This window comes from Geodermatophilus sp. SYSU D00814 (assembly GCF_054050055.1).
Window position 1 is genome coordinate 48,306 of record NZ_JBJGYP010000022.1, and the last position, 26,121, is coordinate 74,426.

21 protein-coding genes are annotated in these 26,121 nt (G+C 76.6%); 9 read left to right on the forward strand and 12 right to left on the reverse strand.

From position 1 onward, the window contains the following. Positions 1–18: 18 nt before the first annotated feature. Both ftsH and ACI780_RS17525 read right to left on the reverse strand, forming a co-directional pair. Positions 19–2,109, reverse strand: a complete 2,091-nt coding sequence (ftsH, locus tag ACI780_RS17520; protein WP_457004534.1) for an ATP-dependent zinc metalloprotease FtsH — start codon at positions 2,107–2,109, stop codon at positions 19–21. Between the two features lie 272 nt (positions 2,110–2,381). Continuing rightward, the gene (locus ACI780_RS17525) at positions 2,382–3,221 is read right to left on the reverse strand and encodes a phytanoyl-CoA dioxygenase family protein (protein ID WP_457004536.1); all 840 of its coding nucleotides are present in this window, start codon (positions 3,219–3,221) and stop codon (positions 2,382–2,384) included. A 41-nt stretch (positions 3,222–3,262) separates the two neighbouring features. Between ACI780_RS17525 and ACI780_RS17530 the strand changes: the two genes are divergently transcribed. The 3 genes from ACI780_RS17530 to ACI780_RS17540 all read left to right on the forward strand — a co-directional run bounded on the left by ACI780_RS17530 (position 3,263) and on the right by ACI780_RS17540 (position 6,511). Further along, a complete protein-coding gene (locus ACI780_RS17530) occupies positions 3,263–4,165 on the forward strand; it encodes an AraC family transcriptional regulator (protein WP_457004538.1) in 903 nt (300 codons plus the stop codon). Positions 4,166–4,354: 189 nt separating this feature from the next. Further along, positions 4,355–4,807 (forward strand): hypothetical protein, encoded by a 453-nt coding sequence (locus ACI780_RS17535; protein WP_457004540.1) that lies wholly within the window; start codon positions 4,355–4,357, stop codon positions 4,805–4,807. 438 nt (positions 4,808–5,245) lie between these two features. Next, positions 5,246–6,511, forward strand: coding sequence for a multidrug effflux MFS transporter (locus tag ACI780_RS17540; RefSeq protein WP_457004542.1), 1,266 nt, complete (start codon positions 5,246–5,248; stop codon positions 6,509–6,511). Between the two features lie 31 nt (positions 6,512–6,542). Here the strand turns inward: ACI780_RS17540 and ACI780_RS17545 are convergent, their stop codons facing one another. Continuing rightward, entirely contained in the window at positions 6,543–7,121 is a 579-nt protein-coding gene (locus ACI780_RS17545) for a hypothetical protein (RefSeq protein ID WP_457004544.1), read from the reverse strand. 174 nt (positions 7,122–7,295) lie between these two features. Here ACI780_RS17545 and ACI780_RS17550 point away from each other — a divergent pair, with 174 nt between their 5' ends. Together ACI780_RS17550 and ACI780_RS17555 are read left to right on the forward strand one after the other, a co-directional pair. Then, positions 7,296–8,567 (forward strand): HupE/UreJ family protein, encoded by a 1,272-nt coding sequence (locus ACI780_RS17550; RefSeq protein WP_457004546.1) that lies wholly within the window; start codon positions 7,296–7,298, stop codon positions 8,565–8,567. A gap of 41 nt (positions 8,568–8,608) precedes the next feature. Next, positions 8,609–9,310, forward strand: coding sequence for an NRDE family protein (locus ACI780_RS17555; RefSeq protein ID WP_457004548.1), 702 nt, complete (start codon positions 8,609–8,611; stop codon positions 9,308–9,310). Between the two features lie 10 nt (positions 9,311–9,320). Here the strand turns inward: ACI780_RS17555 and serA are convergent, their stop codons facing one another. Then, entirely contained in the window at positions 9,321–10,526 is a 1,206-nt protein-coding gene (serA, locus tag ACI780_RS17560) for a phosphoglycerate dehydrogenase (protein WP_457004550.1), read from the reverse strand. A gap of 226 nt (positions 10,527–10,752) precedes the next feature. On the opposite strand from serA, the gene ACI780_RS17565 reads away from it, so the two are divergent. Further along, positions 10,753–11,985, forward strand: coding sequence for an epoxide hydrolase family protein (locus ACI780_RS17565; RefSeq protein ID WP_457004552.1), 1,233 nt, complete (start codon positions 10,753–10,755; stop codon positions 11,983–11,985). Between the two features lie 89 nt (positions 11,986–12,074). Here the strand turns inward: ACI780_RS17565 and ACI780_RS17570 are convergent, their stop codons facing one another. From ACI780_RS17570 to ACI780_RS17580, 3 genes are all read right to left on the reverse strand, one after another. Next, positions 12,075–12,920 (reverse strand): SDR family NAD(P)-dependent oxidoreductase, encoded by an 846-nt coding sequence (locus ACI780_RS17570; protein WP_457004554.1) that lies wholly within the window; start codon positions 12,918–12,920, stop codon positions 12,075–12,077. Between the two features lie 106 nt (positions 12,921–13,026). Continuing rightward, positions 13,027–13,941: an anti-sigma factor RsbA family regulatory protein gene (locus ACI780_RS17575; RefSeq protein ID WP_457004571.1), complete on the reverse strand. Its 915-nt coding sequence runs from the start codon at positions 13,939–13,941 to the stop codon at positions 13,027–13,029. 73 nt (positions 13,942–14,014) lie between these two features. Next, positions 14,015–14,803, reverse strand: coding sequence for a sigma-70 family RNA polymerase sigma factor (locus ACI780_RS17580; RefSeq protein WP_456871796.1), 789 nt, complete (start codon positions 14,801–14,803; stop codon positions 14,015–14,017). A 542-nt stretch (positions 14,804–15,345) separates the two neighbouring features. On the opposite strand from ACI780_RS17580, the gene ACI780_RS17585 reads away from it, so the two are divergent. Then, complete coding sequence (locus ACI780_RS17585) at positions 15,346–18,090, forward strand: ATP-binding protein (protein WP_457004556.1); 2,745 nt, start codon at positions 15,346–15,348, stop codon at positions 18,088–18,090. Between the two features lie 136 nt (positions 18,091–18,226). Here the strand turns inward: ACI780_RS17585 and ACI780_RS17590 are convergent, their stop codons facing one another. The 4 genes from ACI780_RS17590 to ACI780_RS17605 form a co-directional block, all read right to left on the reverse strand. Then, positions 18,227–18,895, reverse strand: a complete 669-nt coding sequence (locus ACI780_RS17590; protein WP_457004558.1) for a hypothetical protein — start codon at positions 18,893–18,895, stop codon at positions 18,227–18,229. Between the two features lie 139 nt (positions 18,896–19,034). Beyond that, entirely contained in the window at positions 19,035–20,060 is a 1,026-nt protein-coding gene (locus ACI780_RS17595; RefSeq protein ID WP_457004560.1) for a hemolysin family protein, read from the reverse strand. Next, complete coding sequence (locus ACI780_RS17600; protein WP_457004562.1) at positions 20,057–21,451, reverse strand: hemolysin family protein; 1,395 nt, start codon at positions 21,449–21,451, stop codon at positions 20,057–20,059. The genes ACI780_RS17595 and ACI780_RS17600 overlap by 4 nt, the downstream gene beginning before the upstream one ends. 246 nt (positions 21,452–21,697) lie before the next feature. After that, complete coding sequence (locus ACI780_RS17605) at positions 21,698–22,720, reverse strand: zinc-dependent alcohol dehydrogenase family protein (protein WP_457004564.1); 1,023 nt, start codon at positions 22,718–22,720, stop codon at positions 21,698–21,700. Positions 22,721–22,860: 140 nt separating this feature from the next. Between ACI780_RS17605 and ACI780_RS17610 the strand changes: the two genes are divergently transcribed. Beyond that, on the forward strand, positions 22,861–23,361 hold the full coding sequence (locus ACI780_RS17610; RefSeq protein ID WP_457004566.1) for an MmyB family transcriptional regulator: 501 nt from the start codon (positions 22,861–22,863) through the stop codon (positions 23,359–23,361). 14 nt (positions 23,362–23,375) lie between these two features. Here the strand turns inward: ACI780_RS17610 and ACI780_RS17615 are convergent, their stop codons facing one another. Further along, complete coding sequence (locus tag ACI780_RS17615) at positions 23,376–23,807, reverse strand: universal stress protein (RefSeq protein ID WP_456871804.1); 432 nt, start codon at positions 23,805–23,807, stop codon at positions 23,376–23,378. 306 nt (positions 23,808–24,113) lie between these two features. Here ACI780_RS17615 and ACI780_RS17620 point away from each other — a divergent pair, with 306 nt between their 5' ends. Next, positions 24,114–26,039 carry an MFS transporter gene (locus ACI780_RS17620; protein WP_457004569.1) on the forward strand — a complete coding sequence of 642 codons (1,926 nt, stop codon included), beginning with the start codon at positions 24,114–24,116 and terminating at the stop codon, positions 26,037–26,039. Positions 26,040–26,121: the final 82 nt, after the last annotated feature.

Genomic DNA, 26,121 nt, shown 5'->3' on the forward strand with positions numbered 1-26,121 from the left:
GGCGCGCCGGCCCGCCGCTCAGCGGGCCGGCGCGGCGGCGACGTCCGGTGGCGGGCCCGGCGCGCGGGGCGCGGGCGGCGCCTCGCCCCGGGCCGCCGCCGCGGTCGTCTCCGGGGTGGTCGCCCGGGGAAGGCCCGCGGCGGCGTAGGCCTCGTCGGCCTCCAGCGTCTCCCGCTCGAGGAGGACGTGCGCGAGCCGGTCGAGGCGCTCGCGGTGGCCGCGCAGGGTGGCCACCGCCTCGGCGTAGCACTCCTCGACCAGCCGGCGGACCTCGACGTCGACGAGCTCCCGGGTCGCCGGGGCAACGCCGTCGAGGCCGAAGGGCTGCTCGCCGGAGGCCGGCAGCACCGCGACCGGGCCGACCGCGGCGGACATGCCCCACCGGCCGACCATCTGGCGGGCGATGCGGGTGACCTGCTCGAGGTCGTTCTCCGCGCCGGTGGTGACGTCGCCGTAGACGACCTCCTCGGCGGCCCGCCCGCCGAGTGCGCCGACGATCCGGCCGCGCAGGTACCGCGCCGAGTAGCCGTACCGGTCGCCCTCCGGCGTCTGCACGGTCACCCCGAGCGCCTGCCCCCGCGGGATGATCGTCACCCGGCGCACCGGGTCGGCCCCCGGCGTGAGCATGCCGAGCAGCGCGTGCCCGGACTCGTGGTAGGCGGTGCTGAGCTTCTCCTCCGGGGAGAGCACGATGCCGCGCACGGTGCCGAGGACGGTCTTCTCCAGCGCGTCGCCGAGGTCCGCGGCGGTGACCTTGTCGCGGCGGTGCTTGGCGGCCAGCAGCGCGGCCTCGTTCACGAGGTTGGCCAGGTCGGCGCCCACCATGCCCGGCGTCGAGGCGGCCACCGCCGCGAGGTCGACGTCGGGGTCCAGCGGCACCCCGCGGGTGTGCACCCGCAGGATCGCCAGCCGCCCGGCGCGGTCGGGGGCGCCGACGGTCACCCGCCGGTCGAAGCGGCCCGGCCGCAGCAGGGCGGGGTCGAGGATCTCGGGGCGGTTGGTGGCGGCCAGCACGACGACGCCCTCGTTGCCCTGGAAGCCGTCCATCTCGGTGAGGACCTGGTTGAGCGTCTGCTCCCGCTCGTCGACGCCGCCGGTGACGCCCGCGCCGCCGCGCGCCCGGCCGATGGCGTCGAGCTCGTCGATGAACACGATCGCCGGGGCCACCTTCTTGGCCTGGGTGAACAGGTCGCGCACGCGGCTGGCACCGACCCCCACGATCGCCTCGATGAACTCCGAGGCCGAGATGGAGAAGAACGGCACCCCCGCCTCCCCGGCCACGGCGCGGGCGAGCAGCGTCTTGCCGGTGCCGGGCGGGCCGGACAGCAGCACGCCCCGCGGGATGCGGGCCCCGAGGCGGCTGTAGCGGCCGGGGTCGCGCAGGAAGTCGACGATCTCGCTGACCTCGTGCTCGACCTCGTCGATGCCGGCGACGTCGGCGAACGTCGTCCGCCGGCCGGTGTCGGGCCGGTAGAGGGTCGCCCGGGACCGGCCGAAGCCGCCGAGCGCTCCGGCCGCGCCCGAGGCCGCGCGGCGCCGCAGGAACCACAGCAGCAGCCCGACCAGCAGCAGCGTCGGGCCGAAGCCGACGACCACCTGCACCCACAGCGGCGGCCCGGCGTCGGGGGGACGCGCGTCGACGGTGACGTTCTGCGCCTCCAGCGCCGACAGCAGGTCGTCGGTGGCGAAGGAGGGTCGCTGCGTGGTGAAGCGCTCCGCCGAGTCCTCCGGTCCCGGCGGGTCGACGGCGTCCTCGAAGCGGCCGTCGATGGTCTCGTCGGTCGAGGTCACCGAGGCGACGTTCCCGGCGCTGACCTGGGCGGTGAAGAAGGTGTAGGGGACCTCGGCCCGCGGCGCCGGTCCCATCACCACCGCGGCGACGATCCAGTTGACGACCAGCGCGGCGAGCACCAGCCACCAGAAGCCGCCCCACCGCGGCCGCTGCCCCTCGGTCCTGCCCGGTTGCTCGGGCATGCCCTCGACGCGCCAGGGCGCCGGGCGGTGCGGGGTGGCGTCGTCGCGCCCGCGCAGCCGGGCCCAGAGCCCGCGCCGCCGCCCGCCGTCGTCCTGCGGGGCGACCGGCTCCCCCGGCGTGGTGGCACTGGCCATCGGGGTCCTCCCGGGGTGTCCGGCGCAGCCTCGTCCGCCGCGGCTGCGCACCACCGTCGTGCCCCGCCGGGGCCCGTCGCGCCAGGGAGTGCCCCTGGCCCGTGCCCTGGCGGCGCCGCCCGGCCGGCGAGATGCGGCCCAGCGCGGTCACCGCTGCCTCGTGACCGCACCCACCCGCATCTCGACGGCAGGGGGCGCCGGATGTCGACCTGGCGCTGCCTCGTGCGCTCCGGAGACGACACCGGGTCGACGACGGGACGCGGGGGCCGCCGTCACCCGGCGCTGCACCACTCCCCCGGCGTGTGCACGCCGTGGGCCACCCGCAGGTCGACGCCGTCGTCGCCGGGCACCAGGTGCGGCGAGGGCCGCCAGTCGTGCCGCGGCGCGGTGGGCCGGGCGGCGGCGTGCGCGGCCAGCGCGGCGGGCAGCAGCCGCATCCGCGCGGCCAGCCACTCGCCGTCCCAGGGACCGTCCTCCACCACCGAGGCGGCGGGCCGGAACTCCAGGTAGACGGTGCGCCGCAGCGGCGAGCCGGCGGTGGGCGGCGAGCCGTGCACCACCATGTCGTCGTGGACGAGCACGTCCCCCGGCGCCATCGGCACCTCCACCGCGCCGGGCACGTCCCAGCCGTGCTCGTCGCGCAGCCCGCAGGCGTCGGTGCGCGCCCGCTGGGAGCCGGGCACCACCCGCAGCGCGCCCTGCCCGGGCAGCGCGGCGTCGAGGTAGACGTCGACGTTGAACAGCCGGTGCCGCCGGGCGTGGACGGCGTCCTGGTGCCAGGGCACGGGCGCGCCGGCGCCCTCGGCCTTGACCACCAGCGACTCGTAGGTGGGCACCAGGTCCGGCCCGGCCAGCGACTCGGCGATGCCGAGCACCTCCGGGCTGCCGAGCAGCTCGAGCGAGGCGTCCTCGCCCTTGTCGTGCAGGTAGTCCACCCGCCACAGCACTCCGTTGGAGAACAGGTGGTCACCGGTGGGCGGCATCGCCGTCCACCGGTCGGCGGCGGCGCGCAGCCGGGCGAGCAGGTCGGCGAGGACGCGGTTCCGCAGGACGAGGAACCCCTCGGCGTCGAAGCGGGCGACCTGCTCGGGCGTCAGGGACAGCGGCGTCATGCCCCCGATGCTCGGCCGCACCGGCGCGGGAGACTCCCGGCATGGACGGCGGTGCTTCCCGGATCCTCGCCGGGTCCCCGGCCGAGACCCTGCTCGCCGGCCCGGTGCACGAGGAGCACGGGCTGGCCTGCCGGCTGAGCACCCGGCCGGTGATGCGCCGCGCGCACCGGCACGACGACGTCGAGCTCGCGCTGGCCGTGGGCGGCTGGGTGGAGCACGAGCACGCCGGCCGGCGGGTGCGGGTGGAGGACGGGACGCTGGTCGTGGCCTGGGGCGCGCTGCCGCACCGGGTCAGCGCGGCCGCCGACGGCGCGGCGGTGCGGTGGCTGACCGTGCCGCTGGCCGACGCGCTCGAGTGGGACGTCGAGGGCCGGCTGACCGCGGCGCTGCTGCGCGGCGAGCGGCGGGTGCTGCCCGGCCGCTCCGCGGACGCCGCGCGGTTCGCCGGCTGGGCGGCCGACCTGGCCGGTGGCGTGCCCGCGCAGGCCCGGGCGGCCCGGCTGGAGGCGCGGGCGCTGCTGGAGCGACTCTCGGTCGCCGCCCCGGTCCCGGTCGACGACGACGTCGGGGACGACGACGCGGCGCCCGAGACCGCCGGTGACCGGCACGCCCGGCGGGTGGCGCAGATGGCGGCCTTCGTCGCGGCGCGGTTCCGCGAGCCGGTCGGCGTCGCCGAGGTCGCCGCGGCCGCGCACCTGCACCCGGCCACGGCGACCGCCGCCTTCCGCGCGGTCACCGGCACCACGCCCGGCGCGTCCCTGCTGCGCTGCCGGCTCGCCGAGGCCCAGCGGCTGCTGCTGGTCACCACCGCCGACGTCGACGCCGTCGCCCGCCGGGCCGGCTTCGGGTCGACGAGCAGCTTCTACGCGGCCTTCACCCGGGAGGTGGGCGAGCCGCCCGCGGCCTGGCGGCGGCGCCGGCTGGCGCGTCGCGACCTCGTCTGAGACGCCGCCCGCGGCGGCGGCCCCGGGCGTGTCGGGGCGGGTGCGGCCGGGCAGGACGCGCCGTACCCGCTGGTAGGGACGGCGTCCTCCTCCACCGGACGTGGCCGGACCGGTTGACCGTCCCGACCCGCGCCCCGACCGTCCCCCACCGTGCGGAACCCGTCCCCCGACGTCGCTGGGAGGATCCCCGTGAAGCGTTCGAGCACCGCCGTCGCCGCTGCCGTCCTCGCGCTGGTCGCCGTCCCCGCGGCGCCCGCGCTCGCGGCCCCGCCGCAGGTCTTCCCGATCGAGGACGAGTTCGCCGACGACTTCCTCACCGAGGAGTGCGGGGTCCCCGTCACCACCACCGCCACCGGTCAGGCCCGGCTCCGGGAGTTCCAGCGGGCATCGGGGGTGGTGTCGGTGTTCACCATCAACGTCGGCCTGGTGGCGACCTCCGAGTACGGGTCCGTCCGCTTCCGCGACGTCGGGGCCGACCTCGTCCGGATCGAGCCCGACGGCACCGGCTACGTGCAGGTGAGCGGCCAGGTGCCCTTCGACTACAACGGCGTCGTCCGGTACGACCTGGAGACGGGTGAGGTCGTGTTCCAGGGGGGTCGGCCGGAGTCCACCGACCGGGTCTGCGCCCGCCTGGCCCCCTGACCGACCGACCGCGGGCTGCCGGGCGGGCCGACCGCCGCCACGGCAGCAGCAGGAGCTCGCCCGTGGTCCGCCGCGCCTCGAGGTCCTCGTGGGCGCGGCGGGCCTCACCCAGCGGGTAGCGACCGCCGACGCGCACGTCGAGCCCGCCGGAGGACGTCGACGAGGCCCGCCCCTCCCCCGGCTCGGGGTCGGGGAGGTCGCGGACCTGCCGCACCTCGGGTCCACCGGTGCGTTCGACGACCACGGCCGGCACGCTGCCTCCCGCTCCTCGGTCGGGTCGCGTCCACCGGGACGGTCCTCCCCGGGGCCGCCGGTGTGATCTGCGACGGGATCGATCGTCGGCGCGCTCGCGCGTGGAACAGCCGGCGGGCGGGAATGCTTGTCGTCTGCAACCACAGTTCCGAGACGGGGCGCTGCCGCGCGCCCAGGGGGAAGTCCGTGACCGTCACCCAGGACCGCAGTACCGCCGTGCCCGAGCAGGTCAAGACGCCGCACCGGGCGGTGCTGGCGCTCGTCCTCGGCGCCTTCGTCGCCGTCGGCGCCTTCACCATCGACATGTACCTGCCCGCCCTGCCCGCCATCGCCACCGACCTGCGCACCGGTCCGGCGATGGTGCAGCTGACCCTGACCGGCACGCTGGTCGGGCTGGCGCTCGGGCAGCTGGTGATCGGCCCGCTGGCCGACGCCCTCGGCCGGCGCCGCCCGATGCTGGCGGGGACCGCGCTGCACGTGGTGGCCTCGCTGCTGGTCCTGGTCGCGCCGACCGTGGAGGTGCTCGGCGTGCTGCGCGTCCTGCAGGGCGTGGGCAGCGCCGCCGGCGGCGTGGTCGCCATGGCGATCGTGCGGGACCTCTTCGAGGGACGGGCGGCCGCCGCGATGCTGTCGCGGCTGTTCCTCGTCATGGGCGCCGCCCCGGTGCTCGCCCCGACGATCGGCGGGGAGCTGCTGCGGATCACCTCGTGGCGCGGGGTGTTCCTCGTCCTCGCCGGCTACGGGCTGCTGCTGCTCGTCGTCGGCGCGCTCGTCGTCCCGGAGACCCTGCCGCCGGGCCGCCGCGCGACCGGCGGCGTCGCCGGCGTCCTGCGCACCTACCGGGGGCTGCTGCGCGACCGGGTCTACGTCGGCCTGGTGCTGGTGGCCGGGCTGACCATGGCCGCGCTGTTCAGCTACGTGTCGGGGTCGTCGTTCGTCTACCAGCGCGAGTTCGGCCTCGACGAGCAGCAGTTCGGCATGCTGTTCGGCGCCGGCGCCTTCTTCCTGATCGGCGCCACCCAGCTCAACCCGGTGCTGCTGCGCCGGTGGTCCCCGGCGCAGCTGCTGTCGACCGCCATGCTGGCCGGCGCCGTCGCGGCGCTGGTGCTGCTGGCGCTGTCGGCCACCGGCACCGGCGGGCTCGCCGGCGTGGTCGTCCCGCTGTGGGCGGTGCTCGCCGCCGTCGGGCTGGCCCTGCCCAACGCCCCGGCGCTGGCGCTGGCCGCGCACGGCGAGACCGCCGGCTCCGCGGCCGCCCTCCTCGGCGCGGTGCAGTTTGGCATCGGTGCCGCGGTCTCCCCGCTCGTCGGCGTGCTCGGCAACGACGCCACCGCGATGGCGCTCACCATGGTGGCCGGCCTGGTGCTGGCCATCGGGGTGCTCGGCAGCGTCGTCCGGCCGTGGCAGCTCACCGAGGCCGGCGGGGCGCCGGCGGTCGCCGTCGCCCACTGAGCGGCGGCTCGGCCGGCGGCCCGGCGGCCCGTCAGGCGTCGAGGCCGGCGAACGTGGGCGTGGCCTCCTCGCCGTCCCAGGTCACGCGGAAGGTGAACGCCTCCTCGAGTGCCGCGCGGTACTGCCCGGCCTCGTCCTCGGTGATCTCCCCCGACGCCAGGACGGCGTCGATCGCGGGGCCGTACTCCGCGACGAGGGCGTCGACGAGGTCCTGCGGGTCGACGCCGAGGTCCTCCGCGACGGCGGCCAGGTTCTGCCCGGCGTCCATGCGGACGTGCAGCTCGTCGTGGCTGATGGTCAGCACCTCGTCGAGCACGTCCTCGACGGGCTGGTGGCCGCGGTGCAGGCCGAGACCGGCGTCGCCGTAGGCCTCCTGGACCAGCGCGACGAGCTGCTCCTCGGTGCTGACGGAGGCGACGTCGACACCGCCCGGTCCCCCGCCGCCGGGGCCGGCGTCGGTGCTGCCGCCGGGGCCGGCGTCGGCGCTGCTGTCGGTGGACACCGTGCTGCTGGTGGTGGTGGAGGCCGCCTCGGCCGTCGTGCCGCACGCCGCGGCGATCGGGACCACGGCGGTCAGGAGGAGGGTGGCGAGGGTCCTGCGGAGCGTCACGGGAACTTCTCTCGTGCTCGGGGGAGTCGGTCGGACTCCACGGTGCGGAGCGCGTCTCCGGTCCGGCTGGACGGCCACTGCGAGAACGCTGGGAGACGAGTCCGTGGCGCTGGGTGACGAGTTCCCAGCCGGCTCCCGGCGGGCCTCCAGGAACGGTCGGCACGGTCGGGCGCCATGCCCTCCCGCCTCCCCCGCCGGCTCGCCGCCGGTGCCGCCCTGGCCTCCGGCCTGGTCCTGCTCACCCCGACCGCCGCGAGCGCGCACAGCCTGGACAGCAGCACCCTGTCGGTGCGGGTCGGCGAGGACGCCGTGGACGTCACCGTCAGCGTCGCGACGGCGACCCTCGGCCGGGCGCTGGGCACCGACGCCGGCTCCTCCGCCGACGCCGTCGTCGCCTACCTCGACGAGCACCTGACCGTCACCGGCGCCGACGGGACGGCGTGGGCCGAGACCTGGACCGACGTCGTCCGGGAGTCCGTCGAGGGCATCGACTCGCTGAGCGTGGCGGTGACGCTGGACCCCGGGGGCGCCGACCCGTCGGCGTTCACCCTCGCCTACGACGGGGTCGTCGAGGCCGACCCCACCCACGAGGCCGTCGTCGTCCTCACCGACGCCGCCGGGGACGTCTCCACCGCCGGCGTGCTCACCGCCTCCGACGACAGCCTGCGGGTCGGCGACGTCGCCGCCACCGGGATCGCCGACATGGTGGGGTACGGCCTGCACCACGTGCTCGCCGGCGCCGACCACCTGCTGTTCCTGCTGACCCTGCTGCTGGCGGCACCGCTGGTCGCGGTGGCCGGGCGCTGGCGGCGGCGCGAGGGGCTGGTCCCGACGCTGCGCCGGGTCCTCGGCGTCGTCACGGCGTTCACCGCGGGCCACTCGCTGACGCTGGTGGCCTCCGCGCTCGGCTGGGTGTCGGTGCCGGCCGCGCCGGTCGAGGTGCTCGTCGCCGCTTCGGTGGGGGCGGCCGCGGTGCACGCCGTGCGCCCGCTCGCCCGCGGCGGCGAGGTGCTGCTCGCCGGCGGGTTCGGCCTCGTGCACGGGCTGGCGTTCGCCGGGATCCTCACCGGCCTCGGCCTCGACGGGTCGGCCTCGGTGCCCGCGCTGCTCGCGTTCAACGTCGGCGTGGAGCTGGCCCAGCTGCTCACCGTCGCGGTGGTGTTCCCGTCGCTGTACCTGGTGTCGCGGACCCGCTGGTACCCGGCGCTGCGCCTGGCCGGCGCGGCGCTCGCCCTGGCCGCGGCCCTCGGCTGGGCGCTCGACCGCCTCGGCGTGCTCACCGACCCGCTCACCGGGGCGGAGGAGGCGGTGATCGCGCACCCCTGGACCGTCGTCGCCGGCCTGGCCCTGGTGGCGGTCTGCGCCTGGGCGGCCGACCGCAGGCCCCCGTCCCCGCGGGCGGGCCGGGACGTGCCGGCCGGACCCCCCGTCCCCGCCGCCGGGTGACGCCGGGGCGGGGACGCCGGACGACTGGCAGCATCGGCCGCGTGTGCACCGTGGTCGTGCGCTGGTCCGCGGGCCGTCCGGTCCGCGTCCTGGCGCTGCGCGACGAGCTGACGACGCGGGAGTTCGACGACCCGGGCCGCTGGTGGCCGGAGCTGCCCGACGTCGTCGGCGGGCGCGACCGGGCCGCCGGCGGCACCTGGTGCGCCACCGACGTCGGCACCGGGGTCACCGCCCTGGTGCTCAACCGCCCGCAGAAGCGGACCGCCGAGCCGGGTGCGGCCAGCCGCGGCGTCCTGCCGCTGCTCGGGGTGGCCCGGGGCGCGGACTGGCCCACCGGGACGCGGCTGGAGGGGATGGCGAGCTTCCTGCTCGTGCTGGCCGGCCCGGACCGGCTCACCACCTGGGACTTCGACGGCGACACCCTCACCAGCACCGCGCACGCCGAGGGGACGACGATGATCACCTCCGGCGGCCCCGAGGACCGCAAGGCCGACCGGTACCTGGCCGCCTTCACCACCGCCGAGCCCCCCGACGGCTGGCGCGCGCTGGTGCAGGAGGCGCCGCCCCAGGACGACCCGGGCGCGCTCGTGGTCCGCCACGAGGAGGACGGGGCGGTGTTCGCCACGGTGTGCGGTCAGCTGCTCGAGACCCGCCCGGGCACGCTGCACGTGGAGTTCAGCCGCCGGCCCTGGACCGCCGGGACGTGGGCGGTCACCGACCACACGGCGGCGCGGCCCCGGTGAGGGCCGCGGCTCAGCCCTGCGGCGGGAACGTCGACAGCCGGACGGTCTCCGGCAGCGCCCGCAGCGCGGCCAGCAGGGGCCCGGTCAGCTCGCCGTTGACGTCGGTGACCACGTAGCCGAGCTCGCCGCGGGTGGCCAGCACCTGCCCGTCGACGTTGAGCCCGTGCTCGCCGACCAGGGCGTCGACACCGGCGAGCACGCCGGGCACGTTGCGGTGCAGCAGCGCGAACCGGGCCGCCGAGGACCCGTGCAGGGCGACCGCGGGCAGGTTGACGCTCAGCGTCGTCGTCCCGGTGCGCGCGTAGTCGGCGAGCTTGCCGGCGACGAACCGCCCGATGTCGTACTGCGCCTCCTGCGTCGACCCGCCCACGTGCGGGGTGAGGATGACGTTGGGCAGCCCGCGCAGCACCGAGTCGAACGCGTCGCCCTGCTCGCGGGGCTCGTCGGGGAACACGTCGACGGCGGCGCCGGCGATGTGCCCGCTCAAGACGTGCTCGCGCAGCGCTTCGTGGTCGACCACGAAGCCGCGCGAGAGGTTGAGGAACAGGCTGCGCCGGCGCATCCGGGCGAACTGCTCGGCGCCGAACATCCCGGCGTTTCCGGCCCGGCCGTCGACGTGCAGCGTGACGGTCTCCGCCCGCTCGAGCAGCTCCTCGAGGCTGCCGCACGCCTCGGCGTTGCCCAGCGCCAGCTTGTCCTCGAGGTCGTAGAACAGCACCCGCATGCCCAGCGCCTCGGCCAGCACCGACAGCTGGCTGCCGATGTTGCCGTAGCCGACGATCCCCAGCGTCCGCCCGCGGATCTCGTGGCTGCCGGCCGCCGACTTGTCCCAGATCCCGTCGTGCAGCGCGCGGTCCCGGTCGGTCAGCCGCCGCGCCAGGCTGATGATCTCCGCGATGGCCAGCTCGACGACGCTGCGGGTGTTGGAGTACGGCGCGTTGAACACCGCCACACCGGCCGCGGCCGCCGCGGGGAGGTCGATCTGGTTGGTGCCGATGCAGAAGGCGCCCACCGCCGCCAGCCCCGGGCGGCTCTCGAGCACCTTCGCGGTCACCTGCGTCTTGGACCGGATCCCCAGCAGGTCCACGCCGTCGAGCGCGGCGGCCAGGTCCGCCTCGTCGAGCGCCCCGCGCAGCGCCTCCACCTCGTAGCCGGCCGACGACAGCAGCTCCACCGCCACCGGGTCGATGTTCTCCAGCAGCAGTGCTCTCGGCATGTCGGACCCGTCCCTCTCGTCGTGCACGTCGACGACGAGTCTCCCAGCGGCCGGCGACGTCCCGGGAACCGCCACCCCGGGCCTGCCCCCTCAGGGGTGCCCCGGGCCTCCCTGGCACGGGCCGGGGCCCGGGCCGGTCGGCGGACCAGTCGCCTGTACCGGGGCGGCGGACCGCCCGGGGTCACGACGCTTCTCCCGCCCGACGTCCTCAGGGAGGGAGACCCCCGTGACCGCCACCACGACCCGGCCCCAGACCGCGGCCACCGACGACGCCGTCCGCCCGTTCCGGGCCGACGTGCCGCAGGCCGACGTCGACGACCTGCGCCGGCGGCTCGCCGCGACGCGCTGGCCGGACGCCGAGACCGTCGACGACCGCTCGCAGGGCGCGCCCCTGGCGGAGATGCAACGGCTGGTCCGGTACTGGGCCAGCGACTACGACTGGCGCCGCGGCGAGGCGCTGCTGAACGCCTGGCCGCAGTTCACCACGACCATCGACTGGGTCGACGTCCACTTCTTCCACGTGCGATCGCGGCACGAGAACGCGCTGCCGCTGGTCATCGTGCACGGGTGGCCGGGCTCGGTGTTCGAGCAGATCAAGGTGCTCGGGCCGCTCACCGACCCGACGGCCCACGGCGGACGGCCGGAGGACGCCTTCGACGTCGTCATCCCGTCCCTGCCGGGCTACGGCTTCTCCTCGCGCCCCACCGAGACCGGCTGGGACGTGGAGCGCATCGGGCACCTGTGCGGGGTGCTGATGCGGCGGCTGGGCTACGACCGCTACGTCGCGCAGGGCGGCGACTGGGGCGCCGGCGTCGTCGAGGCGATGGCGCGACAGGCGCCCGAGGGGCTGGCGGCGATCCACACCAACCTGCCGGCGGTGTTCCCGCCCGACGCGGCCGCGGCGATCTCCAGCGGCGGGCCGGCACCGGACGGCCTGTCGGAGGAGGAGCGGGCGGCGTTCGACGACGTGCGCTCGTTCCTCGCCGGCGGCGGCTGGGGCTACTACCAGATGATGACCGCGCGGCCCCAGGCCGTCGGCTACGGCCTGACCGACTCCCCCGCCGGCCTCGCCGGCTGGATGCTCGTGCACGGCGGGTTCGGCCACTGGAGCTACGGCGAGGACCCCGCCCAGACCCCGACCGTCGACGAGGTGCTGGACAACTTCTCCCTGCACTGGCTGACCAACACGGTGGTCTCCGGGGCACGGCTCTACTGGGAGAACCGCGCGCAGAGCCTGATCAGCGCGGCCGGGCAGCGGACCGACACGATCGGCATCCCGGTGGCCGTCACGGTCTGCCCCGACGACGACCTGTTCCGGGCGCCGGAGACGTGGGCCCGCCGCGCCTTCCCGACCCTGGTCTACTTCCACCGGGCCGCGGCCGGCGGGCACTTCCCGGCCTGGGAGCAGCCGCAGGTCTTCGCCGAGGAGATGCGCGCGGGGTTCCGGTCACTGCGCTGACCGCGTGACGCGCCGACCCCATGACGGAGGGCGGCGGGCCTCCCGGCCCGCCGCCCTCCGGTGCGTCCGTCACGCCCGCCGCTCGGGCGTCACGCCGCGGCGGCGCCGTCGACGGCGGCGGCGGTGCCCGCCCAGGCGTCGAGCTCGTCGAGCTGGCCGCGCAGCGCGGCGCGGATCTCCTGCACCGCGTAGCTGCCGGTCACCAGCCGGCGCGGGGGGCGGTCGGCGTCGACGGCGGTCAGGATGGCCGCGGCGACCCGGTCGGCCCCGTTGAAGGCCTCCGGCGGCAGCGCGGCGATCGCCCGCTGCACCTCGCGGACCGTCGGGTCGTAGTCACCGATGGTCCCCGCGACCTCCAGCTTGGCGCCGAACGCCGTCGCGGTCGGGCCGGGTTCGACCAGGGTCACCCGGATCCCCAGCGGCTCGACCTCCCCGACGAGGGCCTCGGTCAGCCCCTCCACCGCGTACTTGGTGGCGGCCAGCAGCCCGACGCCGGCGTGCGCCACCCGCCCGTAGTAGGACGAGCCCTGCAGCACGTGCCCGCCGCGCTGGGCGCGCAGCACCGGCAGGGCCGCCCGCAGCACGTGCAGCACGCCGAACACGTTGGTGTCGAAGACGGCGCGCGCCTGCTCGTCGGTCGACTCCTCCACCGCGCCGAACAGCCCGTAGCCGGCGTTGTTGGCCACCACGTCGAGGCGGCCGAAGGACGCCACGGCGCGGGTGACGGCGTCGTCGACCTCGGCCGGCCGGCGGACGTCGGCGGCGAGGGCGAGGACCCGGTCCCCGTGCTGGTCGGCGAGCGGGGCGAGCGCCGACACGTCGCGCGCCAGGGCGGCGACCCGGTCGCCGCGGCCGGCTGCGGCCCGGGCGAGCGCCAGCCCGATCCCGGAGGAGGCGCCGGTGATGAACCAGGTGGAGGGGCTGCGGTCTGTCATGGCGGGGAGCGTCCCGGGACGCGGCGGCCGTCGCGCCGGTGTCGACCCCGGGCCCGCGCACCCGGGGGCGGGGCCCGTGCACCGGACCCGGTGGAGGGCGCCGCCCTCAGAGCACGATCCGGGCGGTGAAGCCGTCGGCCGCCCGGGCGAAGTCGATCTGCCAGGTGAGCTGGCGGGCGACCCACAGGCCGGTGCCGACCCCCGGCCGGGGCGCCAGGTAGCCCGCCAGCGGGTCGTCGAAGCCCGGGCCTGCGTCGACGACCTCGCACACGAACCGGCCGCCTGCGCGTCCGGCGCGCACGGCGCGCACCCCGCCCCCGTGCCGCACGGCGTTGGCGTGGACCTCCGTCGCGGCGAGGAGGGCGTCGAGGGCGCGGGCGGGGGGCACCCCCTCGGCGGCCAGCTCCCGGGCCAGGTGCTCGCGGAACTCCTCGGCGTCGCGGCCGGCGGGCACCGGCCGCAGCCGCGCCGGCGGGTCGGGGGCACCGGCGAGGGCGCGCACCAGGGCGTCGACGTCGTCGAACCGGTCGCTGGCCTGCCAGGTGCCCCCGGCGACGACCTGCGGGTGCGTCCGCCACACGTCCTCGCGGACCTCGTCGGGCACCGCGCCGGTGTCGTAGGTGCACAGCACCCACGCCGGCAGGTGCGCGAAGGAGCGGTTGAAGGCCGCCTCGTAGGCCGTCCACACCGCCCGGTCCCCCGGGTCCGGGCCGACCTGGACGTCGGCCACCGCGCGCAGCGAGGGCACCCTCCCCAGCTCGTCGGCGTAGACGGCGTGGTAGGCGGCCAGCGTCCTGACCGGGCGCGTGTACGCGCCGCCGACGTCGACGAAGGTCACCGACTCCGCGTCCGGGCCCAGCGCGTCGCGCACCGCGGCCAGCCCGCGGCGGGTGTGGGCGACGACCGCGCCCTCCCCGGCCTCCAGTCCCTCCCGGAGGAACGGCAGCGACAGCGCCAGGAACTCCTCCTCGTCGTCGTAGACGAACGCGTCGTGCCGCAACGCCGATCCGGCCGGCCGCATGGCCACCACCCCTCCCCGGTCCCCCGTGACGACGTCTCCAGTAAGCCGCCGGCTCCCGGTCGCAAGCCCGCTCTCAGCGGACCGGAGCCGACCGGGTGAGGGACGCCCGCAGCTTGCCCAGCCCGCCCGCCTCGATCTGCCGGGCCCGCTCCGCGGTGACGCCGAGGCTGGTCCCGATCTCGCGCAGGCTCCGGGCGGGCTCGCCCAGGCCGTAGTGGGCGCGGATGACGTACCGCTCGCGCTCGTCGAGCCGCTCGGCGAGCGCGTACACCTCCTGGACCTCGATGTCGTCGAGGACGACGTCGAAGGCCTGCTCGGCGCGGGGGTCGGGGAGCTGGTCGGCCACGGTGGCCCCGGGCGCGTCGCCCCCGCCGAGGCGCTCCTCGAGGCTGCGGGGGCTGCGCTCGGCCGCCTGCAGCTGCTCGACCTGCTGTCGGCGCAGTCCGGTCGACCCGCTGAGCTGGTCGGGGGTCGGCTCGACGCCGTGCTCGCGCAGGTGGTCGGCGCGGGCGGTCCGCACCGCGGCCAGGCCGCGCACGGCGCGGTCGGACAGCGCGACGGGGCGGCTGAGCTCGGCGACGAGCTCCTGCATGGCCTTGCGCACCCAGAACGACGCGTAGGCCCAGAAGGGGGTCTCCAGCGCCGGGTCGAAGCGGCGGGCGGCGAACAGCAGCCCGGCGACGCCCTCCTGCAGCAGCTCCCGCCGCTCGATGCCGGGAGTGTGCCGGTAGGTGTTGGCCAGGCCGGCGATCTCGGGGAGGAACGCCTCGACCAGGTCGGCGCACGCCCGGCGGTCCCCGGCCTCGGCGGCGATCACCAGGTCCCGCTCCTGCAGCGGGGTGAGCCGCGCCGCGGACGTCACCGCCACGGACGGTCCGGCCGCACGCGTCCCGGCCGTCGGACCATCCTCCACCCCCTCGCTCGCCGGGCGCGGGGATCGTCGCACGCACCGCGACCCCGCCGGAACCTGTCGGGGAACCCCCTTGGCTGCGCCCCGCGGCGGCTTACTGGAGAGCTCGTGCACCCCCAGCGGCAGGAGGTCGACATGGTCACGGCGTGACCGCCGTGGGCGAGCGCCCACCCCCTGACCCCGATCCCAGCGATCCCGGCAGCGCACCGCGACGCGACACGTCGACCGCGGCGGAGCGCTCCCCCTGCCCGCCCTCCCGGAGTCCCGGAGGGCGGAGGACCACGACACCGGCGGATCCGCGGTGGCCCCGACCACCCCGGACGTCGGTCCCCCACGGGCCGGTGCGCACCCGTGGCACCCCCCCGGCACGCGCCCGGCCCAGCGGTCGCGACGACCGACGTCCGGTCCCGCGCGTGCCCGTTCCCCCGGCGCCGACGGCCCCTCCGGGAGGGCCCGCGCGCCCTGCTGACGACCCCAGGCGGTGGAGCATGCGCGTGTCCGGAACGGCCCCCCGGCTCGTGGGGCGGCGAGCCGAGTGCGACCGGCTGAGCGGGCTGGTCGCCGCCGCGGAGGCCGGCCGCAGCCAGGTCCTGGTGCTCCGCGGCGAGGCCGGGATCGGCAAGACCGCCCTGCTCGCGTTCGTCGCCGAGCGCGCGGCCGGCTGCCGGGTCCGCCGAGCCGCCGGCGTCGAGTCGGAACGGGAGCTGGCCTTCGCCGGCCTCCACCAGCTGTGCGGTCCCCTGCTCGACCGGGGGGACGCCCTGCCGCCTCCCCAGCGGGAGGCGCTGCACACCGCCTTCGGGCTGCGGCCCGGCGGCGTCCCCGACCGGTTCGTGCTGGGACTGGCGGTGCTGTCCCTGCTGGCCGCGGTGGCGGCCGAGCGGCCGCTGGTCTGCCTCGTCGACGACGTCCAGGAGATGGACCGCCCCTCCGCCCGCACGCTGGAGTTCGTCTGCCGCCGGCTGACCACCGGGCCGGTCGCCGTGGTCCTCGCCGTCCGTGACGCCGACGAGGAGCCGCGGCTCTCGGGGCTGCCGTCGCTGCGCCTGCGCGGGCTGGCCGACGGCGACGCCGCGGCGCTGCTGCACTCCACCGGGACCGGCCGGCTCGACCCGCGCGTCCGGGACCGCGTCCTGGTCGAGAGCCGCGGCAACCCGCTGGCGCTGCTGGAGCTCTCGCGCGGCCTGTCGCCGACCGAGCTGGCGTTCGGCGGCGCCACGGCCGTGACCGGCCCCCTGGACCGCCGCCTGGAGGCGGAGTTCCTGCGCCAGGTGGCGCCGCTGCCCGAGCCGGCCCGGTGGCTGCTGCTGACGGCGGCCGCCGAGCCGACCGGGGACCTCCCCCTGCTGTGGCGCGCCGCCGAGCGGCTCGGCATCGGGCCCGGGGCCGCGGGAGCCGCGGAGACCTCGGGTCTGGTGACGCTGCACCACCGGGTGCGGTTCCGGCACCCGCTGGTCAGGTCCGCGGTCTACCGGTCGGCGGCACCGGTGCAGCGGCGGGCCGTCCACCGCGCGATCGGCGAGGCCACCGACCCCGAGGCCGACCCCGACCGGCGGGCGTGGCACCTCTCCCGGGCCGCCACCGGGCCCGACGAGGACGTCGCCGTACAGCTCGAGCGCTCCGCCGGCCGGGCACTGGACAGCGGCGGGCTCGCCGCGGCGGCCGCCTTCCTCGAGAAGGCCGCGCAGCTGACCGCCGATCCCGCCCGGCGGGCCCGTCGCTGCCTGCGGGCCGCCCGGGCGAAGGTCGCCGCGGGGGCGTTCGACGACGCCGCGGCGCTGGTGGCGACGGCGGAGGAGCAACCCCTGACCGAGGCGGACCGGGCCCGCGCCGAGCTGCTGCGCGCGCGGGTCCCCCTCGCGGCGGACCGCACCGACGAGGCGCTGCCGCAGCTGCTGGCCGTGGCCCACCGCTGGGCGGCGCTCGACCCGCAGGTGGCCAGGGACGCCCACCTCGACGCGTTCTGCGCCGCGGTGTCCGGCGGGCGGCCGGCCGCGCGGCGGGTCGCGGAGGCCGTGCGCGGGACGCCGCTCCCGCCCGGAGCGGGCCGGGAGGGCGCCCTGCTCGAGGGGCTCGCCGTGCTGTTCACCGACGGGGACGCGGCGGCGGCACCGCTCCTGCAGCGGGCCGTGCGGGGCTTCCTCACCGGCGAGCTGCCCCTGGACGACGCGGCCGGACCGGTCCGGCTGGCGGTGGTGACGGCGGCGTCGCTGTGGGACGCCGCCGGCTGGGACGCCCTCACCCGGCGGCACCTGGCGGCGGCGCGGGAGGCCGGGGCCCTCGGGGTGCTCCCGGCGGCGCTGGACGCCCGGGCGACGGCACGGGTGTGCACCGGGGACCTCGCGGGCGCCGCGTCCCTGGTGGAGGAGGCCCGGTCGGTCACCGAGGGAGCGGCGAGCGCCCGCACGTCCTCCGGGGAGGCGGCCCTGCTCGCCGTCCGGGGGGACCCCGAGCGGGCCGAGCCGGTGCTGCGCAGCTGCCTGGCCGACGCCCTCGCCCGCGGTGAGGGCATCGCCGTCAGCACGGCGCGGTGGGGCCGCGCCGTGCTGGCCAACGGCCTGGGCCGCTACGACGACGCCCGCCGTGCGGCCGAGGCGGCGGCGGCCCCCGGTGGGCTCGGCCCGGCGCGGTGGGCGCTGGCCGAGCTGGTCGAGGCGGGCGTGCGCGCCGGGGATCCCCGGGCGGCGGCCGCGGCGTCGGAGTCCCTGACCGCGGCGGCCCGCGCCAGCGGTACCGAGTGGGCGCTCGGGGTGGCGGCCGGCCGGCAGGCCCTGCTGTCCCGGGGCGAGGACGCCGACGCGCTGTACCGCGAGGCGGTCGACCGGCTCGTCCGCACCCCGGTGCAGCTGGAGCTGGCCCGGACGCGGCTGCTGCACGGTGAGTGGCTGCGGCGGGAGGGCCGCCGCGTCGATGCCCGGGTGCAGCTGCGGGCGGCGCACGAGGCGCTGTCGGCGATGGGCGCCCGGGCCTTCGCCGAGCGCGCCCGGCAGGAGCTCCTGGCCACCGGGGAGTCGGTGCGGGCGCGCTCGGCCACGGGCCCGGGGCGGCTCACCGACCAGGAGGAGCGCATCGCCCGGCTCGCCGCCGCGGGGCTCACCAACCGCGAGATCGGCGCCGCGGTCCACCTGAGCCGCCGCACGGTGGAGTGGCACCTGCGGAAGGTGTTCGTCCAGCTCGGGGTCACCGACCGCCGGCAGCTGCGGCGGCACCTCCCGGAGGGTCCCCCGCCGCCCGGCTAGCCCCGTCGCCCCGTGCGGCCCCGGTCGGGTCCGGCACGGTGCTCCTGCGGTGTTCCCCGCGCACCCGCGGTGCCGCACCGCCGCGGGAGCGGGCAGGACACCGCAGGAGTCGCCCGGGGTCGGGAGCCGGAGCCGGTCAGGCCCCGGCGACCGCCGGCACGGGCACCGGCAGGGCCGCGGCCACCAGCGAGCCCCCCGACTCCGGGGTCTCCACCCGCAGCGAGCCCCCGGCGCGGCGCACCAGCTCCCGGCAGCGCGCCAGGTCCCCGGCGGCCACCGGGGCCGGCCCGGCAACGTGCCCGGGCGGGGGGGCGAGCACCACGAGCAGGTCCAGGTGCGTCGGCGACCAGGTCAGCGACACCGACAGTGACGCCGATGGCGACACCGACGGCGACGCCGCCGCGCCCGCGGACCGCAGCACCTCGTCCAGCAGCGACCGGACCGCCGCCTCGCCCTCCGGGGACAGCCGCCCCTCCGGGCCGGACGCGGTGAACCGGACCGCGCCCCCGGAGGCACGGAAACCGCCCAGCAGGTCCGCCAGCGCCACCGGGCCGGCGAGGGCACCCGTGTCGGCCGGCTCCGGGAGCGCGCCGGCGCGCAGCGCGTCGTAGACCGCACCGCTGGAGCGGGTCAGGCCGCGCAGCGCCCGCACCGCGGCCGCCGGGTCCTCGCGGACGAGGTGCTCGGCCGCCCGGGCCCGGGCGTGCACCAGGGCGGCCTCGCGGACCAGGGCGTCGTGGTCGTCCCGCGCGTCGAGGACGTCGGGGGCGTCGAGGGCGTCGAGGGCGTCCTGGCCGACGGGCATGGCGACTCCGATCCGTGGTGGTCCGTCCGACGGCGGGCGCGTGTCCGCGGCCCGTGCTCCCGGCGCTGACACGTCGTGAACGGCCGGGGCCGCGGATCGGGTTCCGCCCGTCGGCGTGGCGCGCCGCCGTCGCGGCCGGTCAGCCGGCGGTGGCCGCCTGCTGCGGGAACAGCCGGTGCAGCACGTCGGCCAGGGTGACGACGCCGACCACCTCGTCGCCGTCGGTGACCAGCGCGAGGTGGTTGCGGGTCTCGCGCATCGCCCGGAGCGCGGCGTGGACGGTGGTGTCCGCGCCGAGGGAGAACACCGGCCGGGCGAGGGGCGCCGCGGGCGCGTCGTCGGGTGCGGTCAGGGTGTCGCGGACGTGCACCACCCCGGTGATCCCCTCCCCCGGGACCGCGCCGAGCAGGATGCGCAGGTGCCCCGAGGCGCGGGTGGCCGCCCGCACCTCACCGACGGTGGCCGCGGCCCGGACCCCGCTCGGGCGGGACGCCGGGCCCAGCAGCTCCCGGACGGTGAGCCGCTCGAGGTCCAGCGCGCCGGAGATCTGCGCGGAGAAGCTCGCGTCCAGGGCCCCGACGTTGGCCGAGTGCTCCACCAGGTGGCGCAGCGCGTCGGGGCTGTGCCCGACGGCGAGCTCGTCGGCCGGCTGCACGCCCACCCGCCGGACCAGCGCGTTGGCCGCGGCGTTGAGGGCCCGCAGCAGCGGGCGGAACAGGGCCATGAACGCGCGCATCGGCGCGGCGAGCAGGGTGGCCGAGCGTTCCGGGTGGGCGATGGCCCACGACTTGGGCGCCATCTCCCCGACCACCAGGTGGAGGAAGGTCACCACCAGCAGCGCGAGGACGAAGCCGGCGACGTCGGCGGCCACCGCCGGCAGCCCCCAGGTCTCGAACAGCGGGGTGAGCCAGTGGTGCACCGCCGGCTTGCTGATCGCGCCGAGCGCGAGGGTCGCCGCGGTGATGCCCAGCTGGGAGCCGGCGAGCAGCAGCGTCAGCTCCGAGGAGTTGCGCAGCGCGGCCCGCGCCGAGCGGCTGGTGGGGGCGGCCTCCTCCAGCCGGTGCCGCTTGGCGGCCAGCGCGGCGAACTCCACGGCCACGAAGAACGCCGACAGCGCGACGATGCCCACGGTGGCGGGGACGACGACCCACGGGCTGTCGCTCATCGCGAGGTCTCCTCGGCGGGGGCGGGGACGTCGTCGGCGCGGGCCGGCAGCTCCAGGCGCACCCGGGAGGGCACGTGCCGCTCGACGGCGAGCACCTCGACGTCGAGGTGCCGGGGCGCGGGCCGGTCGTCGTGGACGAGGTCGGCGGGGTCGGGCGGCAGCTCGACGGTGAGCGCGGTGCCGGGCTCGGGCAGGTCGCCGTGCGCGGCGATGACCAGCCCGGCGATCGTCTCGTAGTGCCCGCGGGGCAGGTCGACGCCGAGCGCGCGCTCGACCTCGTCGACGTGCACGTCCCCGGCCATCTCCCAGACGCCGTCCCCGGCCACCGGCACGTACTCCGGGTCGACGTCGGCGTCGTGCTCGTCGGTGATCTCCCCGACCAGCTCCTCGGCGAGGTCCTCCAGCGTGACGACACCGGCGAAGCCGCCGTACTCGTCGACGGCGCAGGCGAGCTGGTTGCGCGTCTCGCCGAGCAGCCGCAGCACGTCCGGCAGCGACGCGAGGGTCGGCACCACCAGGCAGGGGCGGGCGATCGCGGTCACCGGCGCGGAGTCCGGCTCGGTGGTGGTCAGCAGGTCGGCCAGGTGCACCACGCCGAGCACGTCGCCGGTGCCCTCCTCCAGCACCGGGTAGCGGGAGTGGCCGGTGGCCATCAGCTCCCGAAGGTGGCCCAGGGTGTCGGTGGCGGCGACGGTGCCCACCCGCGGCCGCGGGATCATGGCGTGCTCGACGTCCCGGGTGGGGAAGTCGAGGATGCGGTCGACCATCACCGACAGCTCCGCCGGCAGGTCGCCGCTCTCCCGGGACTCCTCGACGATGTGCTCGAGGTCGCGCGCGGTGGCCGCGTGCTCGACGTCGTGCACCGGCTCGATCCGCAGCACCCGCAGCAGCAGGTTCGACGCGCGGTCGAACACCTGGACGAGCCAGCCGAACACCCGCAGGTACACCGTCGTCGAGGCGGCCAGCCACCGGGCCACGGGCTCGGGCCGGGCGATCGCGAGGTTCTTCGGGAACAGCTCGCCGAAGAGCATCTGCACCAGCGTGGAGAACAGCAGCGCCAGGACCGCGCCGACGCCCACGCCGACCGCCGTCGGGACCCCCACGCCGCCGAGCAGCGCGCCGAGGGACTCCCCGATGAGCGGCTCGGCGACGTAGCCGACGAGCAGCCCGGTGACGGTGATGCCCAGCTGGGCGCCCGAGAGCATGAACGACGTCCGCCGGGTGACCCGCAGGGCCCGGGCGGCCGCCGTGTCGCCGGCCTCGGCGCGGGCGGCCAGGGTCGAGCGGTCGACCGCCATGTAGGCGAACTCCTGGGCCACGAAGTACCCCGTGGCGGCGGTGATCGCGAGGACCACCAGGACGCCCAGGAGCAGCGAGAGCACCTCCGTCACCGGCCACGCACCCCCTCACCGCGGTCGGGGGACGTGGCCTGGGGACTGTGATAGGGACTCATGGCTCTCTTCGACGACGGGGCGGGGGGACCACCGGTGGTGCCCCCAGCAGAACGGCGCGGCCGCCGTCGGCGTTCCGGCCGGCGCCGGACGGCGTCGCGGTGGCCTCCCTGGCCACGGGCAAGGGTCCCGCGGCGGCCGCCGGGGCGCCAGGGTCCGAGGAACTCCCGCGCCCGGCTCGCGAGGTCAGGGGCGGAGCAGGGCCTTGATGGCGCGGCGCTCGTCCATCGCCCGGTAGCCCTCGGCGGCCTGCTCCAGCGGCAGCTCCAGGTCGAAGACCCGCCCCGGGTCGATGGTCCGGTTCCAGATGAGGTCGATCAGCTCCGGCAGGAAGCGGCGGACGGGAGCCGGTCCGCCGTGCAGGTGCACGCCGGAGGAGAACAGCGCCTCACCGGGCAGCGAGACGTCGTGGGTGACGCCGACGTAGCCGACGTGGCCGCCGGCGCGGGTGGCGCCGATGGCCTGCATCATCGACTCCTGGGTGCCGACGGCCTCGATCACCGAGTGCGCGCCCAGCCCGCCGGTGAGCTCCCGCACCGCCGCGACCCCCTCGGCGCCGCGCTCGGTCACGACGTCGGTGGCGCCGAACTCCCGGGCCAGCGCCTGCCGGTCGGCGTGCCGGCTGGAGGCGATGACCCGCTCCGCGCCGAGCTGCCGGGCGGCGAGGATCCCGAGCAGGCCGACGGCGCCGTCGCCGACCACGGCGACGGTCTTGCCGGGCCCGACCTCGGCGGCGACGGCGGCGAACCAGCCGGTGCCCAGCACGTCGGAGGCGGCGAGCAGGCCGGGGACCAGGTCGTCCGGCGGCGTGCCGGGCGTGGCGACCAGCGTGCCGTCGGCCAGCGGGACGCGGACGTACTCCGACTGCGCGCCTGTGGCGGCGCCGGGCTGCCGGTTGACGCAGTGGGTCTGGTAGCCGGCCCGGCAGATCTCGCAGGTGTTGTCGGAGGCGAAGAAGGAGCCGACGACGAACTGGCCGGGGCGGACGGTGGTGACCTCGCTGCCGACCTCCTCGACGACGCCGACGTACTCGTGGCCCATCGGTGAGGGACCGTCCACCTGCTCGATGCCGCGGTAGGGCCACAGGTCCGAGCCGCACACGCAGGCGGCGGCCAGCCGGATGACGGCGTCGGTGGGCTGCTCGATCCGTGGCATCTCGCGGTCCTCGACGCGGACGTCGCCGGGGGCGTACAGCAGCGTTCCTCGCACGGTTGACTCCCTCTCTCGGTGTTCGGGTCCTCGGGTGACTGCCCACCACGGAACCCCGTCTCCCCCGGCGTGAGAGGTCGAGCTCGTCGGGGGGAGAGGCTCGACCTCCCTCCGGCGGGCGGCCGCCCTACCGTCGGGACGTGGACACGGACGTCCTGGCCGCCAACACCCTCGGGCGGGCGCTGTACTCGCAGGTGTTCGACGACCCCCGCCGGCCGGCGAACATCGCCCGCCTCCAGTTCCTGGACCCCCGGGCCCGGGCGTTCCACCCGGACTGGGACGCGGCGAACACCACCGCGGCCATCCTGCGCACCGAGGCCGGGCGCGATCCGCACGACCGGGACCTGCGCGAGCTCGTCGGGGAGCTGTCGACCCTCAGCGAGGAGTTCCGCACCCGATGGGCGGCGCACGACGTGCGCATCCACCGCACCGGGACCAAGACGTTCCGGCACCCCGCGGTGGGCGCCCTGGAGCTGGTCCACCACTCCACGACGCTGCCGACCGAGGGCCCCGAGGACCTGCAGCTGACCGCCTACACCGCCGAACCCGGCACCGCGTCGGAGGACGCGCTGCGACTGCTGGCGAGCTGGGCCGCGACCGACGCGCCGCAGGCGCGCGAGACCGCGGCCGGCGCGTCCTGACCCCCCGTCGTCCCTCAGTGGACGACGGTCACCGGACAGCGGGCGTAGGCCACGACGTGCTGGCTGACCGACCCGAGCACCAGCCCGGCGAAGCCGCCGTGACCGCGCTTGCCGACCACCAGCAGGTCGGCGTTCGCGGACTGGTCGATGAGCGTCTTGGCCGGCCGGCCCTGCTTGACGTGCGGGTGCACCAGCACCGGCGGGTCCTCGCCGAGCTCCTCCTTGATGACCTGCACCAGGTCCTCGGCGGTGCGCTGGCTCGGGTCGGGCACGTAGTGCTCCGAGACGCTGACGCTGCCCGCCGGTGGCAGCAGCGTGTGCTCCCACACGTTGACGACGACCAGGTCCGCCCCGTGGTCGGCGGCCTCCGCGGCGGCCCAGGTCAGCGCCTTGCGACTCCCGGGTGACCCGTCGACGCCGACCACGATGGACTTCCACACACTCACGGTCGTCTCCTCTTCGAGTGTCGACGCACCGGCGCTGTCCGCACGTGTCCGCGGAACGGTATTACACGGCGCCCGTCCCGTCGAGTCGAGAAACGGCCGGGAATGGCGGAACAGGAATTCAGGATCGCCATTTCGTTGCCTGCACAACCGGATCCGTGATCGACTCCGGTGTGGCCCGCGAGAGCCTGAACAGGCATTTCCGCGAAATTCGGCAGTCGTGTTGCGGCCTCTCCACGGCGGGCTTAGCGTCGCGGCGCTGATCTGACCGGGATCGCGTCGGCCGAAGGGGTCGCCATGACCGCCACGATGTCAGAGTCCGTTTCCGCGGGTACCGAGCAGGTCGAGCGCAAACCGCTGATGTCGGGCGGCGCCATCCTGATGATGAACCTCGGGTTCTTCGGGGTGCAGTTCAGTTTCGGACTCACGCAGTCGGCGGTGAACCCGCTGTTCCTGCTCATCGGTGCGACACCCGAACAGCTCCCGATCCTCAACCTCGCCGGGCCGGTGACCGGGCTGGTCATCCAACCGCTGATCGGGGCGATCAGCGACCGCACCTGGAGTCCCCGCTGGGGACGCCGTCGCCCGTTCGTGATCGGCGGCGCGATCCTCTGCGCGATCATCCTGGCCGCGTTCCCGTTCGTCGGGGTGCTGTGGCTGGCCGTGATCTGCTTCTGGCTCCTCGACGCCGGCAACAACACCTCGATGGAGCCCTACCGGGCGCTGATCTCCGACCGGCTGCCCAAGTCGCAGCTGGCGCGGGGATTCCTGACGCAGAGCATGTTCACCGGGGCCGGCGCGGTGCTGGCGAACCTGTCGCTGTTCCTCCTGCAGAAGGTGTCGGCGCTGCAGGAGACCGCCGGGAACGGCGTGCCCTACTGGATGTACGTCTGCTTCCTCATCGGCACGTTCTGCATCCTGCTGACGGTCCTGACCGCGATGGCTCGCACGAAGGAACTGACCCCCTCCGACGAGGAACTCGCCGAGATCCGTTCCGCGCCCAAGGGCCTGCACCACGCCGTCCGCGAGATCGCCGACGCCGTCCGGGTCATGCCGGTGGCCATGCACAAGATCGGCGTGGTGTTCCTCTTCCAGTGGTACGCCATGTTCATCTACTGGCAGTTCCTGGCGGTCAGTCTCGGCGAGACGGTCTTCGGTGCCACGCCCGAGGAGGGCGGGCCCGCCTGGGACGACGCCATCGCCTGGAGCGGGCTGGAGAACGCCGCCTACAACTTCGTGACCATGGTCTCCGCGCTGTTCCTGGTGGGTCTCGCCCGCCGGATCGGCGCCAAGCGGGTGCACGCGGTGGCTCTCGGTCTGGCCGCGGCGTCGCTGATCTGGCTGGCGCAGATCGACAACCAGTACGTCGCGCTGATCCCGATGATCGGGCTGGGCGTCTTCTGGGCCAGCGCGGTCGGCATCCCGTACCTGATGGTCGCCAGCATGGTCCCGGCCAACCGCACCGGGGTCTACATGGGGATCCTCAACATGATGATCGTCGTGCCGATGCTCATCCAGACGGTGACGTTCGGCTGGATCTTCACCAACCTGCTCGGCGGCAGCGGGGCCAACGCGATCCGGCTCGCCGGCATCCTGCTCGCCATCGGCGCGGTGGCGATGCTGTGGGTCAACCCGCCCGACGAGGCCGACGAGTCCCCGATCGTGCCGCTGGGCAGCAGGCGCAGCATCACCGTCTACGACCGGGTCGTGGTCGGGTCCGACGGCACGCCGACCAGCCTGTACGCCGTCGACCGCGCCGCCGAGGTGGCCCAGGCCGCCCAGGCGCGGCTGGTCGTCGTCACGGCCTACCGCGACGGCGCGCCGGATGCCGCCCCGGCCCCGGCCCCGGGCAGCAAGGTGCACCGTGACATCCACGGCGCCGACGCCGCCCGGGAGGCGCTGGGGAGGTCGGTCACCGGCCTGACCCGCGAGCGCGCCCGGTTCATCGAGCAGCGGCTGGTCGCCGGCGACCCGGCGCAGGCCCTGCTCGACACCGTCGGCAACAACCCGGCCAACCTCATCGTCGTCGGCAACCGCGGGCTGGGCGCCAGCGAGGGGCAGATGCTGGGGTCGGTGCCGGCCGGCGTCGTGCGCAACGCCGTCTGCGACGTCCTGGTCGTGCAGACCTCGGCGCTGGACGAGGAGCGGCTGTTCGCACCCGCGCCCGAGGCGGCCGACGACCGCGCCGGCCCGCTCGCGGCGGGGGACGACGCAGGTCCGCCACCGGGCCGGTGAGGGGTCGCGGGGGGGGCCGGGGGGCCGCCCCCCCGCGCGCCCCGCGCCCCCGCGGCCCCCCCCCCACCACACCACAGCGCCC

What these genes read in the sequence shown, in the direction of transcription:
- ACI780_RS17530 (WP_457004538.1), top strand. Translation starts at nt 3,263, where the DNA reads ATGGACGGCGGTGCTTCCCGGATCCTCGCCGGGTCCCCGGCCGAGACC.
- ACI780_RS17525 (WP_457004536.1), bottom strand. Translation starts at nt 3,221, where the DNA reads ATGACGCCGCTGTCCCTGACGCCCGAGCAGGTCGCCCGCTTCGACGCC.
- ACI780_RS17620 (WP_457004569.1), top strand. Translation starts at nt 24,114, where the DNA reads ATGTCAGAGTCCGTTTCCGCGGGTACCGAGCAGGTCGAGCGCAAACCG.
- ACI780_RS17595 (WP_457004560.1), bottom strand. Translation starts at nt 20,060, where the DNA reads ATGAGCGACAGCCCGTGGGTCGTCGTCCCCGCCACCGTGGGCATCGTC.
- ACI780_RS17570 (WP_457004554.1), bottom strand. Translation starts at nt 12,920, where the DNA reads ATGACAGACCGCAGCCCCTCCACCTGGTTCATCACCGGCGCCTCCTCC.
- ACI780_RS17590 (WP_457004558.1), bottom strand. Translation starts at nt 18,895, where the DNA reads ATGCCCGTCGGCCAGGACGCCCTCGACGCCCTCGACGCCCCCGACGTC.
- serA (WP_457004550.1), bottom strand. Translation starts at nt 10,526, where the DNA reads ATGCCGAGAGCACTGCTGCTGGAGAACATCGACCCGGTGGCGGTGGAG.
- ACI780_RS17550 (WP_457004546.1), top strand. Translation starts at nt 7,296, where the DNA reads ATGCCCTCCCGCCTCCCCCGCCGGCTCGCCGCCGGTGCCGCCCTGGCC.
- ftsH (WP_457004534.1), bottom strand. Translation starts at nt 2,109, where the DNA reads ATGGCCAGTGCCACCACGCCGGGGGAGCCGGTCGCCCCGCAGGACGAC.
- ACI780_RS17575 (WP_457004571.1), bottom strand. Translation starts at nt 13,941, where the DNA reads ATGCGGCCGGCCGGATCGGCGTTGCGGCACGACGCGTTCGTCTACGAC.